The organism is Fortiea contorta PCC 7126, assembly GCF_000332295.1.
In the GTDB taxonomy this organism is placed as follows: Bacteria; Cyanobacteriota; Cyanobacteriia; order Cyanobacteriales; family Nostocaceae; genus Fortiea; species Fortiea contorta.
The window spans coordinates 4,916,324-4,930,588 of the sequence record NZ_KB235930.1 but is presented as its reverse complement, the minus strand read 5'-3'; the positions used below and the strand labels follow the sequence as shown (position 1 = coordinate 4,930,588).

Annotated in this window: 17 protein-coding genes; 10 read left to right on the top strand and 7 right to left on the bottom strand. The window is 42.9% G+C overall.

What is annotated here, in order from left to right; all coding sequences use genetic code 11:
• Positions 1–19: 19 nt before the first annotated feature.
• The gene (locus MIC7126_RS0123120; RefSeq protein WP_017655505.1) at positions 20–952 is read left to right on the top strand and encodes a M23 family metallopeptidase; all 933 of its coding nucleotides are present in this window, start codon (positions 20–22) and stop codon (positions 950–952) included.
• A 111-nt stretch (positions 953–1,063) separates the two neighbouring features.
• Positions 1,064–1,618 (top strand): late competence development ComFB family protein, encoded by a 555-nt coding sequence (locus MIC7126_RS0123115; protein WP_081603093.1) that lies wholly within the window; start codon positions 1,064–1,066, stop codon positions 1,616–1,618.
• A 69-nt stretch (positions 1,619–1,687) separates the two neighbouring features.
• Here MIC7126_RS0123115 and MIC7126_RS0123110 read toward each other — a convergent pair whose 3' ends face one another.
• Positions 1,688–2,479, bottom strand: coding sequence for a L,D-transpeptidase (locus MIC7126_RS0123110; RefSeq protein WP_040629894.1), 792 nt, complete (start codon positions 2,477–2,479; stop codon positions 1,688–1,690).
• 129 nt (positions 2,480–2,608) lie between these two features.
• On the opposite strand from MIC7126_RS0123110, the gene MIC7126_RS31410 reads away from it, so the two are divergent.
• The 3 genes from MIC7126_RS31410 to MIC7126_RS0123095 all read left to right on the top strand — a co-directional run bounded on the left by MIC7126_RS31410 (position 2,609) and on the right by MIC7126_RS0123095 (position 4,951).
• On the top strand, positions 2,609–2,878 hold the full coding sequence (locus MIC7126_RS31410; protein WP_154655957.1) for a hypothetical protein: 270 nt from the start codon (positions 2,609–2,611) through the stop codon (positions 2,876–2,878).
• Between the two features lie 649 nt (positions 2,879–3,527).
• Positions 3,528–4,184 (top strand): sigma-70 family RNA polymerase sigma factor, encoded by a 657-nt coding sequence (locus MIC7126_RS0123100; protein WP_026100471.1) that lies wholly within the window; start codon positions 3,528–3,530, stop codon positions 4,182–4,184.
• Positions 4,185–4,336: 152 nt separating this feature from the next.
• Positions 4,337–4,951 carry an anti-sigma factor family protein gene (locus MIC7126_RS0123095; RefSeq protein WP_017655500.1) on the top strand — a complete coding sequence of 205 codons (615 nt, stop codon included), beginning with the start codon at positions 4,337–4,339 and terminating at the stop codon, positions 4,949–4,951.
• A 12-nt stretch (positions 4,952–4,963) separates the two neighbouring features.
• Here the strand turns inward: MIC7126_RS0123095 and MIC7126_RS0123090 are convergent, their stop codons facing one another.
• The gene (locus MIC7126_RS0123090) at positions 4,964–5,410 is read right to left on the bottom strand and encodes a gamma-glutamylcyclotransferase family protein (protein ID WP_017655499.1); all 447 of its coding nucleotides are present in this window, start codon (positions 5,408–5,410) and stop codon (positions 4,964–4,966) included.
• Between the two features lie 85 nt (positions 5,411–5,495).
• On the opposite strand from MIC7126_RS0123090, the gene leuS reads away from it, so the two are divergent.
• A complete protein-coding gene (leuS, locus tag MIC7126_RS0123085) occupies positions 5,496–8,102 on the top strand; it encodes a leucine--tRNA ligase (protein WP_017655498.1) in 2,607 nt (868 codons plus the stop codon).
• A gap of 421 nt (positions 8,103–8,523) precedes the next feature.
• Positions 8,524–8,745 (top strand): ferredoxin-thioredoxin reductase variable chain, encoded by a 222-nt coding sequence (locus MIC7126_RS0123080; protein ID WP_017655497.1) that lies wholly within the window; start codon positions 8,524–8,526, stop codon positions 8,743–8,745.
• Here MIC7126_RS0123080 and MIC7126_RS0123075 read toward each other — a convergent pair.
• From MIC7126_RS0123075 to MIC7126_RS0123060, 4 genes are all read right to left on the bottom strand, one after another.
• Complete coding sequence (locus MIC7126_RS0123075) at positions 8,742–8,972, bottom strand: hypothetical protein (RefSeq protein ID WP_017655496.1); 231 nt, start codon at positions 8,970–8,972, stop codon at positions 8,742–8,744. The genes MIC7126_RS0123080 and MIC7126_RS0123075 overlap by 4 nt on opposite strands.
• Positions 8,973–9,021: 49 nt before the next feature.
• Positions 9,022–9,813: a YdcF family protein gene (locus tag MIC7126_RS0123070; protein ID WP_017655495.1), complete on the bottom strand. Its 792-nt coding sequence runs from the start codon at positions 9,811–9,813 to the stop codon at positions 9,022–9,024.
• 59 nt (positions 9,814–9,872) lie between these two features.
• Positions 9,873–10,244 (bottom strand): hypothetical protein, encoded by a 372-nt coding sequence (locus MIC7126_RS0123065; protein ID WP_017655494.1) that lies wholly within the window; start codon positions 10,242–10,244, stop codon positions 9,873–9,875.
• Positions 10,245–10,388: 144 nt separating this feature from the next.
• Positions 10,389–11,933 carry a bifunctional aminoglycoside phosphotransferase/ATP-binding protein gene (locus MIC7126_RS0123060; protein ID WP_017655493.1) on the bottom strand — a complete coding sequence of 515 codons (1,545 nt, stop codon included), beginning with the start codon at positions 11,931–11,933 and terminating at the stop codon, positions 10,389–10,391.
• Between the two features lie 122 nt (positions 11,934–12,055).
• Here MIC7126_RS0123060 and MIC7126_RS0123055 point away from each other — a divergent pair, with 122 nt between their 5' ends.
• Positions 12,056–12,532, top strand: coding sequence for a PD-(D/E)XK nuclease superfamily protein (locus tag MIC7126_RS0123055; protein ID WP_026100469.1), 477 nt, complete (start codon positions 12,056–12,058; stop codon positions 12,530–12,532).
• Here MIC7126_RS0123055 and MIC7126_RS0123050 read toward each other — a convergent pair.
• Positions 12,529–13,362, bottom strand: coding sequence for a DNA adenine methylase (locus MIC7126_RS0123050; RefSeq protein ID WP_017655491.1), 834 nt, complete (start codon positions 13,360–13,362; stop codon positions 12,529–12,531). The two genes, MIC7126_RS0123055 and MIC7126_RS0123050, sit on opposite strands and share 4 nt — an antisense overlap.
• 164 nt (positions 13,363–13,526) lie before the next feature.
• On the opposite strand from MIC7126_RS0123050, the gene MIC7126_RS0123045 reads away from it, so the two are divergent.
• Entirely contained in the window at positions 13,527–13,733 is a 207-nt protein-coding gene (locus MIC7126_RS0123045; protein WP_017655490.1) for a DUF751 family protein, read from the top strand.
• A gap of 109 nt (positions 13,734–13,842) precedes the next feature.
• Positions 13,843–14,265, top strand: a complete 423-nt coding sequence (gene rbfA, locus MIC7126_RS0123040) for a 30S ribosome-binding factor RbfA (protein ID WP_017655489.1) — start codon at positions 13,843–13,845, stop codon at positions 14,263–14,265.

Below are 14,265 nucleotides of genomic sequence, written 5' to 3'. Positions count from 1 at the left end.
AGGGATTTTTAGTAGCTCTATGACTACGGCTCACACTAGTAGTTCTCAAAAAAAATTGCTCGGTTTTGGTATCAAAACATTTCCACTCAATCAACCGCTAACAAAGATGTTAACGGGAATGTTGGCAGTGTTCCCCCTCGCCTTAGCGCTACCTGTAGAAGCATTACAAGTCAAAGTTAATCCCACCACGCCGCAGTTGGGAGATACAGTGTCAGTGCTAATTAATCTAGATAATCCTGGTAACGATAACAACCCCACAGTAGCAGTGGGAGAAAAAACCTATCCAGTTTTTGAAATTGCACCTAATCAATATCGCGCTTTTATCCCCACAACTCCCCTAGAAAAACCTGGTGCAAGAACACTTCGGGTTTCCGGAGACGGTCAAGTGCAAAACTTGGCTGTCCAAGTACGAAAGCGTACATTCCCCGTACAACGAATTAATTTACCACCAGGAAAAGCTGGAGTCCAAGCCACAGAGCTTGAACTGAAGCGGGTAGCAGCTTTCAAGGCACTAGAAACACCCCAAAAATACTGGAGTGGCTCTTTTTTAGCACCAAATGCCGGGCGGATGAGTACAATCTATGGTGTACGTCGCTACTATAATGGTAAATTTGCAGAAGACTACTATCATCGTGGCGTTGACTACGCTGGTGCGACCGGTTCACCCGTAATTGCCCCAGCTGCTGGTAAGGTCGCTTTGGTAGGCACGGTATCCCAAGGATTTCGGGTACACGGTAACGTAATTGGCATTGACCACGGTCAAGGAGTCACAAGCATTTTCATGCACCTCAGTCGCATTAACGTCCAAGAAGGCGATATCGTCAAGGCTGGACAAAAGATTGGCGCAGTTGGTGCAACAGGTGCTTCTACCGGCCCTCATTTACACTGGGGCCTTTACGTCAATGGGCTATCCGTCGATCCCATACCTTGGAGAACTAAAGTCTTTGATTAATCAAGACGGCACTAATTATACCAGTATGAGTTGTATATTTTTTTGCCTATAATTGGGCAAAATAAATTAGATTGGTACCGTCACTACATGGTGTGACTGGCATAAATGATGATGAGCGTTATGAGTATTGAAAAAATTGTCGAACAAGCTCTCCTAGATGGTTATCTGACACCAGCAATGGAAGCAGAAGTCGGGCGCATCTGTGATAACGCCTCAGAACTCTCAATAGAAGAGTATATGGCATTAGATCGGTTGATGGGGGCACTGTTGACTGGTGAAGTGGTGGCGGTACCTCGTAAACAATTCATTAACGTCATGGAAGAGTTAGTGTTAACAGAGGCGATCGCTCGTGTAGCAGAAATTGAAGCTACTAGCGAAAGTTCCCTAGATGTAGGGGATATCGCCGCCTATGCTCTCAACCGTCTTCCTCCCTTATATGCCACAACAGAGGAAGGCGCTAACTATCAGCGCCAACGCGCCAAGGCGGATCTGCAAGAATTAATTGCTCAACAAATCGGCGAGGCCATCGGTCGTTACCTAGATCGACCCACCAACGACAACAAAACTCCAGTCACAGCTAAAAACACTGGTAATGAGGTTCTGCGCCAAGTCAGTAATTTACTCCAAGTCTACGCACCTAATTTTGAACAAAAATCGCCGATTTAGATAATTAAGGGTCATTAGTCATTAGTAGCTATGCCAAAGACTAATGACTAATGACACTTAACTAAGTAATCAATCACGCACCACTACAGGTGTCCCGACTCCTACCTGCTCATAAAGCAATCGAACATCAGGGTTACGCATCCGCAAACAACCATGAGAAATAGCTGTCCCCATTGCTTCTGTATCTGGCGTACCATGAAAACCAATTTCATTGTGCCCATCTGACCAAAAACCAATCCATCTTTCTCCTAAAGGACTATCAGGGCCAGCCGCAAATATTTGATCAGTAATCGGGTGGCGCCAGATTGGATCGTGTTGCATGTACATAACACGGAAATTACCAGTGGGCGTCTCCCAACCCTTTTTACCCACAGCAATTGGGTAACTAGCTATCACCACCTCTGAACGGTAAACATAAGCGCGGCGATCGCTTAAATCAACTACTACTTGTTGTTGACCTGGTTCTACTTTATTAGTATTAGATGATTGTTCTTGTGCTAAAGCCTTGGGAAATAGTGCTTGTGGCAAATTAGACGCCACTATAGTCTGTTTTTTTTCCGGCACTATTAATCGCGTTTTCGTAGTTTTGTTAGTGACTATTCTCGGTTGAATATTTTGCAACTTTTTGTTAGAGGATTTTGATTTTTTTGCCCTCGCAGGTTGTGGAGATGGGGGTAGAGATACTCCCAGCGCCGCCCCCAAACTTCCTTGGGAAGGCTGACTACTCCTATGGGCCGCAGCTTGCTCAAACTGCTTTCCAGCCGTAACCATACGCCAATGGACAGCTAAAGATAAGATTGCTGTGCCAAAACAAAGCCACATTATTATTCGCGCTACAGATTCATTTCTTACCATTGCCATTGCCTATTATTGATCCCTGACATATCCAGTTGATTAATCTGGACGTGTTCATCATCCAAATATCAAAAATTTATAAATACTTATCTGTTTCCTTATGAATTTGCTCATACCGCTGGGCACACTAGGGCTATGCCAAGGTTTCTGCAAATAAACTCTCAAAGGCATAGTTCTCAGCAAGAATCTTCATGCGTCAGAACTCTAGAAATGCAGCAATCAATTATTAATGGTGTGGGTGGAAGAAAAACCATGTTTGAAAAACTATTGCTAGCAGTCACAATTACATTTTCCCTCAATTGCTTTTTTCAAGTTCGTGTACCAGAGCCAAATCAGACTAGTACTAATTATCAACAGCATAAACAAACGTCAGTAACAATTTTAGTCACCAGACCAGACAAATAACAGTTCTTGTAGTTACACCCGATAAAACTACAAACATTGTTCCCTTGTAAAAAATTGAGCGATCGCACATCTAATACCATTTGAGATTTTGGATTTGGTCAAAAGCTTGTGCTCATACAGCTTTTGAATGGAAATCGCCTTCTTGGTCTGGTTTGTGTAAATCTATCTGTGGCTATCATTTGGCAAATTGGCATAACTCATGTATTGATTACTTATAGCTGCATCCTTAAAGATTTTGAGAATAGCAAAATTATTTTAGACGACAAGATAAAAAACAGATACTGGGATTTCTCATCAAATGCGGTGTATCCTGGCTTCTAGCGTCTAATTTCCCTAAGAGCAAAAGTTGTTACTCTTCTTGACTTTATTCACTCCATATCATATTAATTTTTAAAGTCAACAGTATATGTACAAGTAGTATGAGCAGCATAATATCCGTAAAATTGCTATCCTAGCAACGAATAAGTAGCAAAGGCTGAAAATAACACTATACAGTCATTAGAAACGATAATTGGCTCTGAAAGACACTAAAAGTGCCACGAAAGCTTGTATACCTTGATGTTCCAGTCATAAATCCGTCCCTGATCCAGGAACTTCCTGTCAATTAGCAGGTCTAATAGATAGGGATGATTTAGAGCCAGTACGATCTATGAGTCAGTCGATTACTGTATCCTGGTCAACGGTTGATGCGAGGTGTCCGGAAGCATCGGTGCAAGTTGACAAACTCTCAAACCACGATCTAATTTTGCGCTGTCAAGCAGGACTGCGCCCGGATCGAGCTGCGTTTGCAGAACTACTGCGCCGCTATCAAACACAAGTTGATAGGGTTTTATACCACCTAGCACCAGATTGGGCTGACAGAGCTGATTTGGCTCAAGAAGTGTGGATTCGAGTGTATCGAAACATTAACCGATTACAAGAGCCGTCTAAGTTTCGAGGCTGGTTAAGCCGCATTGCCACCAACTTGTTTTACGATGAGTTACGGAAACGCAAACGGGTAGTCAGTCCTCTATCACTAGATGCTCCCCGCTCGGTAGACGATGGTGAGATGGATTGGGAAATTGCCGGGGATACACCAGGGCCAGAGGAAGAACTGACAACTAGAGAATTTTACGAGCAATTGCGAGAAGCGATCGCTGATTTACCAGAAGTGTTTCGGACGACAATTGTCTTGAGAGAAATTGAAGGTATGGCATATGAAGAAATTGCCGAAATTACCGGAGTTTCCTTAGGAACAGTCAAGTCAAGAATCGCCAGGGCTAGATCCCGATTGCAAGCCCAGTTGCAAAATTATCTAGATACCTAAGTTACCTTGCCTCGGCTCAGTGGCAGAATCGCAGTATTAATTAAAAATTTCGCAAAAAACTTTCCATGCCTCTGCTATCAGGAGAAAAATTGGTTACTTTTCCCAGATTATCCGCTGTCTTTACCCGTGTATGAATTGGTAATAATGTTAAGATGACTACTGATTCTCAGTTTGACGACCGTTTCCCCTCGCAACGTCATCAAGATTTGCTAGATGAAATGGATAAGAATACCAATGAATCGACGGGTGCTATGGATATGGTGAAGCGCGATCGCTTCGAGTTATTGAGTGCTTACCTCGACGGTGAGGTGACGGCTGCAGAACGCAAGCAAGTAGAAGCATGGCTAGCACATGATCCGCTGGTACAGTGCTTATATGCTCGACTGTTGAAACTACGGCAAGGTTTACAAACTTTGCCAGTGCCGACACAGCAGCCTGTAGAAACAACAGTCCAACAGGTAATGGTACGCATCAACCGCCGTTCCCGCCTAGCTTGGGTGTTGGGAGGTGCAGCAGTTGCGGCTTGCGTCATCGGTTCAGTAACAGGCATTATACCAAGTGGCGATTCTAAAACGCTACAGCTGGCGCAACAACGATTAGAACCAAAACAAACGACACCGGTAGTACCAGCCATCCAGGTTTCACCCCTGATGGTGGCCTTAAATAACCCAGTGATCGAAATTCCTAAAGCAGCGGTAGCTTCTCCGGAAAAACCAGTAGAGGAAGGACAGCGCAAGCAGGGCGAAATTCCGCAGGATATCAACTAAATACACTCACAGCTAGAGTTGGTTGATACTTAAACCGCAACTACTCCACCAACCATCAGATTGGCGGATACCTCCTATGCGACTAACTCTATCTGGTGTCATCAAGTAAACCCAAGCCCAAGCTAAAGTTATTCCCAGGAGGTTGAACACCTCAACCTCCTGTCGAGTATAGAGGTTTTGTGACACTTGTCTTTGAGGTTGATAGTCCTCCAACTCGTCTAGCTCAAGTAAAATGCTTGAGTTAGCAAAAGAGAGTAAATATCCTTGCACTAAACTTTCTCCTGGCGTCATCGCTGGGTAGCCCAGCGGTAAAGCAAACAGTTGACCCCGTGTAGTGGCTCTTTCGGCACGCACCACCTTGTCAGCACAATATTTTTGATAGTTAATTTCACCCGGTTTGAGCGTGCCATATACAAAAACACGCACCAAGCCTGAAAAATTTATATTTGACTCAACCATAACTTAATTTTTAGCGACTGATTCCCGTGACTACCATCTACAATATGGAGGCAGACACGATTACAGTCCAGTAGGAGAATTTTCCGTGGATTTCCGATACAACCCGACAGAGATTGAGGAAAAATGGCAAAAGACATGGGCAGAACTTGGCTTAGATCAAACACCCACGGATAAAGACAAGCCAAAATTTTATGCGCTGTCCATGTTCCCCTATCCATCGGGCAGCTTGCACATGGGTCACGTCCGTAATTATACGATTACTGATGTAATTGCTCGCCTCAAGCGGATGCAAGGTTATCGGGTATTGCACCCTATGGGCTGGGATGCTTTTGGTTTACCTGCAGAAAACGCCGCTATTGACCGTGGTGTACCACCAGCTAAGTGGACTTATCAAAATATTGCCCAAATGCGACAGCAATTGCAGCGTCTGGGTTTATCCCTCGATTGGGACGCTGAAGTTGCTACTTGTTCCCCAGAATATTACAAGTGGACACAATGGATTTTCTTGCAATTTTTGCAAGCTGGGTTGGCTTATCAAAAAGAAGCAGCAGTTAACTGGGATCCCATTGACCAAACTGTATTAGCTAACGAGCAAGTTGATAACGAGGGGCGTTCTTGGCGCAGTGGTGCCATTGTGGAACGTAAATTATTACGGCAATGGTTTTTCAAAATTACCGACTACGCCGAAGAATTACTGAACGACTTGGATAAGTTGACTGGCTGGCCGGAACGTGTGAAGTTGATGCAGGCTAACTGGATCGGGAAATCCACGGGTGCTTATTTGGAATTCCCCATCATTGGGTTGGATGAAAAAGTCAGCGTTTATACTACACGTCCAGATACAGTATACGGTGTCAGCTATTTGGTGTTAGCACCAGAACATCCTTTAACAAAGCGCGTCACCACCAAGGAACAGCAAGGAATAGTAGACGCTTTTATTAAAGAAGTTGCTAACCAAACCGAGTTAGAACGGACTGCAGACGACAAACCCAAGCGTGGCGTCCCTACAGGCGGTAAAGCAATCAACCCTTTTAATGGGGAAGAAGTGCCCATCTGGATTGCTGACTATGTGTTGTATGAGTATGGTACCGGGGCGGTGATGGGTGTACCGGCTCATGACGTGCGAGATTTCAAATTTGCCAATAAATATAATTTGCCTATTGAGTTTGTGATTGTGCCTCCAGAGGCGGTAGCAGATGAAGATTTTCGCCAAGAAGACCCGCCCTTAATTATGATTTCTTATGACAGTGCTTACACTGAACCAGGAATTTTAATTAATTCTGGCCCTTTCAGTGGGGTGGCGTCTGGAGAAGCCAAGCAAACAATAGTGGCATACGCCGAGCAACAAGGTTTTGGGAAAGCGCGGGTACAATATCGGTTGCGGGATTGGTTAATTTCTCGACAACGATACTGGGGCGCGCCTATTCCCGTGATTCACTGTCCCAACTGTGGGATAGTACCAGTCCCAGAAGCGGATTTACCTGTGCAGTTACCGGAAGAGGTAGAGTTTACCGGGCGCGGTGGTTCACCTTTGACGCAGTTAGAAAGCTGGGTGAATGTTCCTTGTCCGAGTTGTGGTACTCCTGCCAAGCGAGAGACTGACACGATGGATACTTTTATTGATTCGTCGTGGTATTTCTTGCGGTTCCCCGACGCTAAAAATGAAGGACAGATTTTTGACCCCACAAAAACTAACGACTGGATGGCGGTTGACCAGTATGTGGGTGGGATTGAACACGCGATTTTGCATTTGTTATATTCGCGGTTCGTTACTAAGGTACTACGCGATCGCGGTTTATTAAACTTTGACGAACCTTTCGAGCGCCTGTTGACTCAAGGTATGGTGCAGGGTTTAACTTATTTGAACCCGAACAAAGGCGGTAAAGATAAGTGGATTCCTTCTCATTTGGTCAATGCAACCGACCCCCGCGACCCCCAAACAGGCGAACCACTGCAGCGTCTTTACGCCACTATGTCTAAGTCTAAGGGCAATGGTGTTGCCCCAGAAGATGTGATCGCTAAATACGGTGTAGATACAGCGCGGATGTTTATCTTGTTCAAAGCGCCGCCAGAAAAAGATTTGGAATGGGATGAAGCGGATGTGGAAGGACAATTCCGCTTTTTGAATCGGGTGTGGCGTTTGGTAACAGATTATGTCGCCGCTGGGGTAGCCAAGAAGCCAGCGCAGTTATCAGATTTAACTAAACCAGAAAAAGAGTTACGACGGGCGATTCACATCGCCATTCAAGCTGTTACCGAAGATGTGGAAGACGAATATCAATTTAATACCGCAATTTCAGAATTGATGAAGTTAAGTAACGCCTTGGCTGATAGCAGCAGCAAAAATTCACCAATTTATGCTGAAGGAATTCGGACGTTAGTTGTATTGTTAGCCCCCTTTGCGCCCCACATCGGTGACGAATTGTGGCACTTATTGGGTAACAATAATTCCGTGCATACGCAAACTTGGCCGGCTTTTGACCATACAGCCTTAGTAGCCGATGAAATTACTTTGGTGATTCAAATTATGGGCAAAACTCGTGGCTCAATTCAAGTGCCATCACAAGCTGATAAAGCTGAGTTGGAGAAATACGCCCGTGAATCAGAAGTCGCCCAGCGTTACATCGAAGGTAAAGAGATTAAAAAGGTGATTGTGGTGCCTGGAAAGTTGGTCAATTTTGTGATCAGTTGAAAAGCAACTAGGTTTGGTAAAGTTTTGCGCGCCTGGGTAACAGGAGCGCAATGCAATTTGCTTTATACAAGACATCAGAAGAGAGAGCCTATTTGTTGTAGAATTAAAACTGTCATTAAAGTACGCACTCACGGTAGAGCGAGTTTTACCTTGAAATTAGAAACCTTTCAGGCATTTCTGGAAGCTTTATAACTATGACAAACTTACAAGGAAAGCTGGTTTTAGTGAGGCGACTTGAATGTTGCTGACTTAGCATCCCAGCCTGTATAGGCAAGCTTTGTTTGTATAGCCAAAACAAAGGCACTCATCAGCCATTTTCACTAATTCTATGTGAAACCTGACTTTTTTTAAGCAGTAAGTTCAGGAAAATCCGGCTGTGGAGATATTTGTAAATCAGGAAAAACTAGGTGTAAATGTGGTTATGAAAGTTGGCGATCGCGTCCGCATAAAAGAGTCGGTAATAGTGTATCATCACCCAGAGCATCGCGGTCAGCCTTTTGACCTCAAAGGTGCTGATGGAGAATTAGAGGCGATTGTTACTCAATGGCAAGGTAGACCAGTTAGCGCTAATTTGCCACTTTTAGTTAAGTTTAGTAAAAAATTCAAAGCACATTTACGAGAAAATGAATTAGAACTGATTTAAATTTTGGGAGAGCGGCGAAACCACCGCAAAATATTGAGTTCGCCGCGCATTTTTTCTAATTCTTGACGGTTTGCTGCTGCCGTTTTATGATACCACTCACAATAAATTGCCAATTCTGCTCTTGTTTGAACTTCTTGATAAAATTGGTGAGTTGTTTGGTAACTGGCGAAAGTTTCGTCAGCTTCCGGTGGTTTTGATGGCAGAATATAGGGAATATTTTTAAACATATTGGTTATTAATTATGAGTTTGAGGTGTGTTGGTATTGCTAATGAAGATTAAAGCCAACCGCGTAAACTATATACAAAAAGACCGATATACTCTTTTAAAGCGTTGGTGAATTGGTGTAGGTTGTTAGTATCTGGTAATAAATTGAGGATTGCGGCTTTGGGGGAGCTACCGAGTTCTTGCACTTCATTTTCACTAATGAGAAAATCGGTTGGTGTAGCGATCGCTTCAATATCTTGACGCTGGAAAATTTTCAGCGATCGCGGCATATGCATTGCCGAAGTGACTAACAATACCCGGCTAATGTTGCGAGACTGGAGAATTTTGCGGACATTCACAGCATTTTCGTAGGTGTTGAGGGAATCCGGCTCTTGGATGATCACATCTGCGGGTATACCAATAGACGTGAGAATATCTGCCATATCTGCTGATTCTGATGCACCGCCACCCCTCCAATCAATTCTACCACCGCTAAGAATGATGATTGGCGCTTTTTGTTGGCGATAGAGTTGTGCTGCATAGATAATGCGATCGCCTTGTTCACTTAAATCAACACCGGGACGTGGTGGGGAAGCCGATTTAGTGGCTCCGCCCAAAACCACGATCGCGTCTGCATTCGGTATAGGATTAGGTGGGATATTTTGCCATTCTAGCGATCGCACCAGAGACTGAGAAATCCAAGCATTACTACAGCAGAGCAACAAAACTAATGCCAGAGCGATCGCCCCTGCAGCTATGTGTGGTCGTTTCCACAACATCACCAATGCTACCACCAGACTGATACAGGCTAATCCCAAAGGATAAAAAAATAGAGGCAATAACTTAGAAAGATATAAGAACATAACAGGAAATCGCCTCTTGTCCATGAATTATTCTTCTTGCTCTCTCCATCCCCGATTTATTACCTTTGCCAAAACCTAAAATTAACCCCTCCAGTAGTTCGACGGAAACGGCGAGTAGTCCTTCTTTTTTGCTGTCTGGTGCTTCTCTCGCTAGGTTCTATACCTTCAGCTTCTATTAAAGATTCTGCTGGTAGTTGAGTTCTAGTTTCCTCTTTGCTTCCCCACCAAGCAACTACCCAACCCCCACTGAAAGCGGCTATTGCTCCCAGCAAGATACTGATAGGCGCAGGATATCCCAACATTGAAAAGCCTAACAGGAAGAATAACCAATATTTCAGCGCCGCATCAATACCATCTGAGGAAGCTATGTTTTCCGGCTTAGGGCTATTTTTGTTGGCGCTGGTGATTGCACCTAAAATAAAACCGCCCATAATCCCAAAAAAGATGCTCAGAGACAGAGAAGTCCCTGTTGTTCTTAATATCAGGATTAAAAATGACCCAAATAACAGGGGCGAGAGATAATCTGAAGGCAGATTGAAAAAGTCGTTTTTCTTTGATGCCATGAATAAACAAAGCTATGAGGAAATTACTTCTATTAATTGTGCCTGTAGCGGTTGAGTTGTATCGATAATTTTTACGTAGGCTGTTTCTGCATCAGTGAAAGGTTCTGCTTGCTGGAGTTGAGACGCTAATAAATCAGCGGTAGCATCAGCAATATCGCCAGTGCGGTTAACTAGACGCGCTTGCAAAACTTCCACAGGTGCTGTGCAATTGACTATTTTTAAGGGAATTTGCAACTTTTCAGCTTGAGAAATTGCCTCTTGTCGCAATTGTTGTTTGTCATACTTGGCATCCAAAATTACTGAGAAACCTTGACTAGCTAGTATAGTTCCCAATGCCAACAACCGTGCATAAGTTTTTTCAGTCATTTCTGGCGTATACACCTCATCTCCACCACGTTCTAGCAAAGCAATTCCCGCTAAATGTTTGCGGACTGCATCGGAACGGACATGAACTGCTCCCAGTTGACGTGCTAAGTACCGCGCTGTGGTACTCTTACCAGAACCAGACAACCCGGACATCAAAATTAATTGTCCTTGCTTGGGTTTAGTATATTCCCAAGCCAACTTGTAATATTCAGCCGCTGTTTTAGTCGCTTCTTCCTTCACTGCTGCTGGTACACCAGGATCATCGAGCAAAAATGAAGTTACCTTAGCCCGCACATAAGACTGACGGCTTAAATATATAGGTAGTACCTGTAAACCTTCCCAATCACCAGTCTGCTCTACATAAGCATTCAAATACGCATTACTCAAATCTTGTCGCTGCTGCGCTGCCAAATCCATAACTACGTAAGCCAGATCATACACAACATCAACAAACCGAAATGACTCATTGAACTCAATGCAATCAAACAGTAGAGTTTTACCTGACCACAGCGCAATATTTCTTAAGTGTAAATCCCCATGACACTCCCGAATGTAATGATTTTGGATGCGGCTTTGAAATAGCTCTTGTCTGTGGGCGAAAAAATTCTCAGTGTAAGCTTTAGTTTCATCAAACTGTGTCTGCGTTTGCGGGCCACCGATGTATTTCTCGGTTTGCTGGTAGTTTTCATCAAATGCAGCTTGAACTTGTGGGACTTGACCAAAAGTGCGAATGTAATCATTCGTCTCAGTTTTGGCGTGGTATTGAGCCACCACACGCCCTAACTCTTCAAAATCTGCCTCACTTAACTTACCATTTGCAAATAAGGAACTTAACAGACACTCTTGGGGAAACTGACGCATCTTCAACGTATATTCCACAGGTTCTCCCGCTCCCCCCAGAAAGTATTTCTCTCCCTCCTGTGTCACCGATAGCACTTCTAAGTATAATTCCGCGGCTCCTCTTTGATTGAGGCGTAATTCTTCTTGACAAAAATGCTGCCGTTTATCTAATGTGGAAAAATCCAAAAAGCCGAAGTTTACGGGCTTTTTTAACTTATAAGCGTAATCTCCGGTCAACAGCACATAAGAAACATGGGTTTGGATCAGTTGAATTGGTTCCGTCACCGCATGGGGGTAGAATCCAGGCTGTAACATTTGCTGAATTAGCTCTGGAATATATGACACTTCCATAAATCTTAATTTAGATATTTCCACTGACAGTTTAACAAAAAAACCATGATCCGAGGGAAGCCACGAATTACTGCTACCGTGAAATTCTATAATCAATGGGAGTTTTGGTAGCATGATTGAGAATGGCTATGACTCAAGGCGGGCGGGCGAATAAATCTGGAAATATTTTAGAAGGAAATGTAGAAGCCATTTTAAATGGACACAATTATTTTCAAATAGGAAACCATGTAACTCAGGAATATTTACTAACCGCCAATTTGTTAACTAAACGCTATGCCAAACAGGTTTATATTGGTACGGGAATTTATCAAACAATTCTCAAAGTCGATTTTTATGTTATGGGTTTACCGCTAATACCATCGGGATTAATTATTGAATGTAAGTGGCAAGAAAGCGGTGGTTCTGTTGATGAGAAATTTCCTTATTTAAACTTGAATATTCAGAATCATTATCCTGCACCAACTATTGTAGTTATCGGTGGCGAAGGGATGAGAGACGGTGCTGTGGGATGGATGAAGCAACAGGTTAATTATAATCAAAATCTCTTAGCAGTTTATAGTTTAGATAGATTCATTGCTTGGGCAAATAAACATGGTTAATATGACGTGATTAATAATTCATAAACCATGCCTCGATTTTTAGGATTAGAATTTATCGAGCGGGCGGCGATGATAGGATAAATCTTGAAATTAATTTCCTCATAAAGATTTCTAATTAACTCACAATCAGAATTACATATCATCACTTTAACGCCACGACTCGCTAATTCTGCACAAACATTTCTCAAGCGCTCTTGGTCTTTTGCATGAAAAGAATTTTGACTATAACTAGTGAAGTAACTGGTGCTACTAATAGGATGATAAGGCGGATCGCAGAAGACAAAATCATTTGAATTTGGAGCAGAACTGAGTACATCTATAAAGTCTGCTTGTGCAATTTCAACGTTGGCTAAAGTTTTAGAAGCTGCTCGCAGTAAATTTTCCTGACAAATGTGAGGATTATTGTATCTACCTAGAGGTACATTAAATTTGCCCTGGGAATTGACTCGATAAAGACCATTGTAACAGGTTTTATTGAGATAAATTAGACGCGCCGCCTGCTCTAATTCGGTTTTAGCAATATTTGCTCTGACACTATAATAATAGTCTCTGTTGTGTCGGTTTTGATGCTCTTGCAATAAACAAATTAAATCTTCAACTCGATCTCGAACACAGCGATAAGTAGTAATTAATTCAGCATTAATATCTGTTAAGATAGCGGCGGATGGTTGTAAATAAAAAAAGACAGCGCCACCCCCGATAAATGGCTCATAGTATGTCTGATAATTTGCCGGAAAATAGGGAATATATTGCTGAATTAATCGACTTTTGCCACCTGCCCATTTTAAAAATGGACGCGGATGAATTACTGGAGAAATTTGACTAATCATTTAATGTCAACTCAGTTACTAAATCTAGCTAATATAACTGATGAATTATCACAAATTATCATATTTTTGATGATTTGATTAATTTTTCATCTGTATCGATTACAATTAGGTTAAACAAGCATATCAAAACAAACTTATAGTCTATAACAAGGCAGTCTAAATTAATGTTTGATGGATTTTGGGATAATGTTTTTCGCTACCCTCGCTACCTGATTACTATCGTCCTAGGTATTTTCCTAAACACCTTTGAGCCTTTATTCCCGTTGTTGAAGCGCCCTGTTACTTTGATTGCTCTTTTCGGTTTATTTGTGGGCGGTTTAGCTTTTATTACTTTTACCCTACGGGCGATGCTAGGCTTGGGTACAATCTAGACTAGGGCTAAGGAGACGGTCACTTACTTGCATGTCAGGATTGTGAGTTGTTCTCTCCAACTTGTATCTGTGTTATTTCGTCCAACCTCCCAGAGGAGGCTTAATTTTTATGGCTACTAATCGCCGCGTTTCCCGCGTTGCTGAATTGATTAAACGGGAAGTTAGCCAAATGCTGCTCAACGGTATTAAAGATGACCGTGTGGGTACAGGGATGGTCAGTGTTACTGATGTTGATGTTTCTGGCGATTTGCAACATGCGAAAATTTTCGTCAGTATTTATGGTACGGATGAGGCTAAGGCAGAAACAATGGCTGGTTTGAAGTCAGCAACTGGTTTTGTCCGTAGCGAACTCGGTGCGCGGGTCAGGTTGCGTCGCACACCAGAAGTCGTGTTTATCGAAGATCGTTCGATAGAACGTGGTACTAAGGTACTATCTCTTTTGAATAAACTCAAGGATGAACGCCCAAGTACAGATTTGTTAAAAAATGATGACAATGACGGGGATGAAGATGATGGCGATGAATTCTTTTAA

Coding starts and splice junctions, on each gene's coding strand:
- MIC7126_RS0123120 (WP_017655505.1), top strand. CDS start 20: ATGACTACGGCTCACACTAGTAGTTCTCAAAAAAAATTGCTCGGTTTT.
- MIC7126_RS0123115 (WP_081603093.1), top strand. CDS start 1,064: ATGAGCGTTATGAGTATTGAAAAAATTGTCGAACAAGCTCTCCTAGAT.
- MIC7126_RS0123110 (WP_040629894.1), bottom strand. CDS start 2,479: ATGGCAATGGTAAGAAATGAATCTGTAGCGCGAATAATAATGTGGCTT.
- MIC7126_RS31410 (WP_154655957.1), top strand. CDS start 2,609: ATGCCAAGGTTTCTGCAAATAAACTCTCAAAGGCATAGTTCTCAGCAA.
- MIC7126_RS0123100 (WP_026100471.1), top strand. CDS start 3,528: ATGAGTCAGTCGATTACTGTATCCTGGTCAACGGTTGATGCGAGGTGT.
- MIC7126_RS0123095 (WP_017655500.1), top strand. CDS start 4,337: ATGACTACTGATTCTCAGTTTGACGACCGTTTCCCCTCGCAACGTCAT.
- MIC7126_RS0123090 (WP_017655499.1), bottom strand. CDS start 5,410: ATGGTTGAGTCAAATATAAATTTTTCAGGCTTGGTGCGTGTTTTTGTA.
- MIC7126_RS0123080 (WP_017655497.1), top strand. CDS start 8,524: ATGAAAGTTGGCGATCGCGTCCGCATAAAAGAGTCGGTAATAGTGTAT.
- MIC7126_RS0123075 (WP_017655496.1), bottom strand. CDS start 8,972: ATGTTTAAAAATATTCCCTATATTCTGCCATCAAAACCACCGGAAGCT.
- MIC7126_RS0123070 (WP_017655495.1), bottom strand. CDS start 9,813: ATGTTCTTATATCTTTCTAAGTTATTGCCTCTATTTTTTTATCCTTTG.
- MIC7126_RS0123065 (WP_017655494.1), bottom strand. CDS start 10,244: ATGGGCGGTTTTATTTTAGGTGCAATCACCAGCGCCAACAAAAATAGC.
- MIC7126_RS0123060 (WP_017655493.1), bottom strand. CDS start 11,933: ATGGAAGTGTCATATATTCCAGAGCTAATTCAGCAAATGTTACAGCCT.
- MIC7126_RS0123055 (WP_026100469.1), top strand. CDS start 12,056: ATGGCTATGACTCAAGGCGGGCGGGCGAATAAATCTGGAAATATTTTA.
- MIC7126_RS0123050 (WP_017655491.1), bottom strand. CDS start 13,362: ATGATTAGTCAAATTTCTCCAGTAATTCATCCGCGTCCATTTTTAAAA.
- MIC7126_RS0123045 (WP_017655490.1), top strand. CDS start 13,527: ATGTTTGATGGATTTTGGGATAATGTTTTTCGCTACCCTCGCTACCTG.
- rbfA (WP_017655489.1), top strand. CDS start 13,843: ATGGCTACTAATCGCCGCGTTTCCCGCGTTGCTGAATTGATTAAACGG.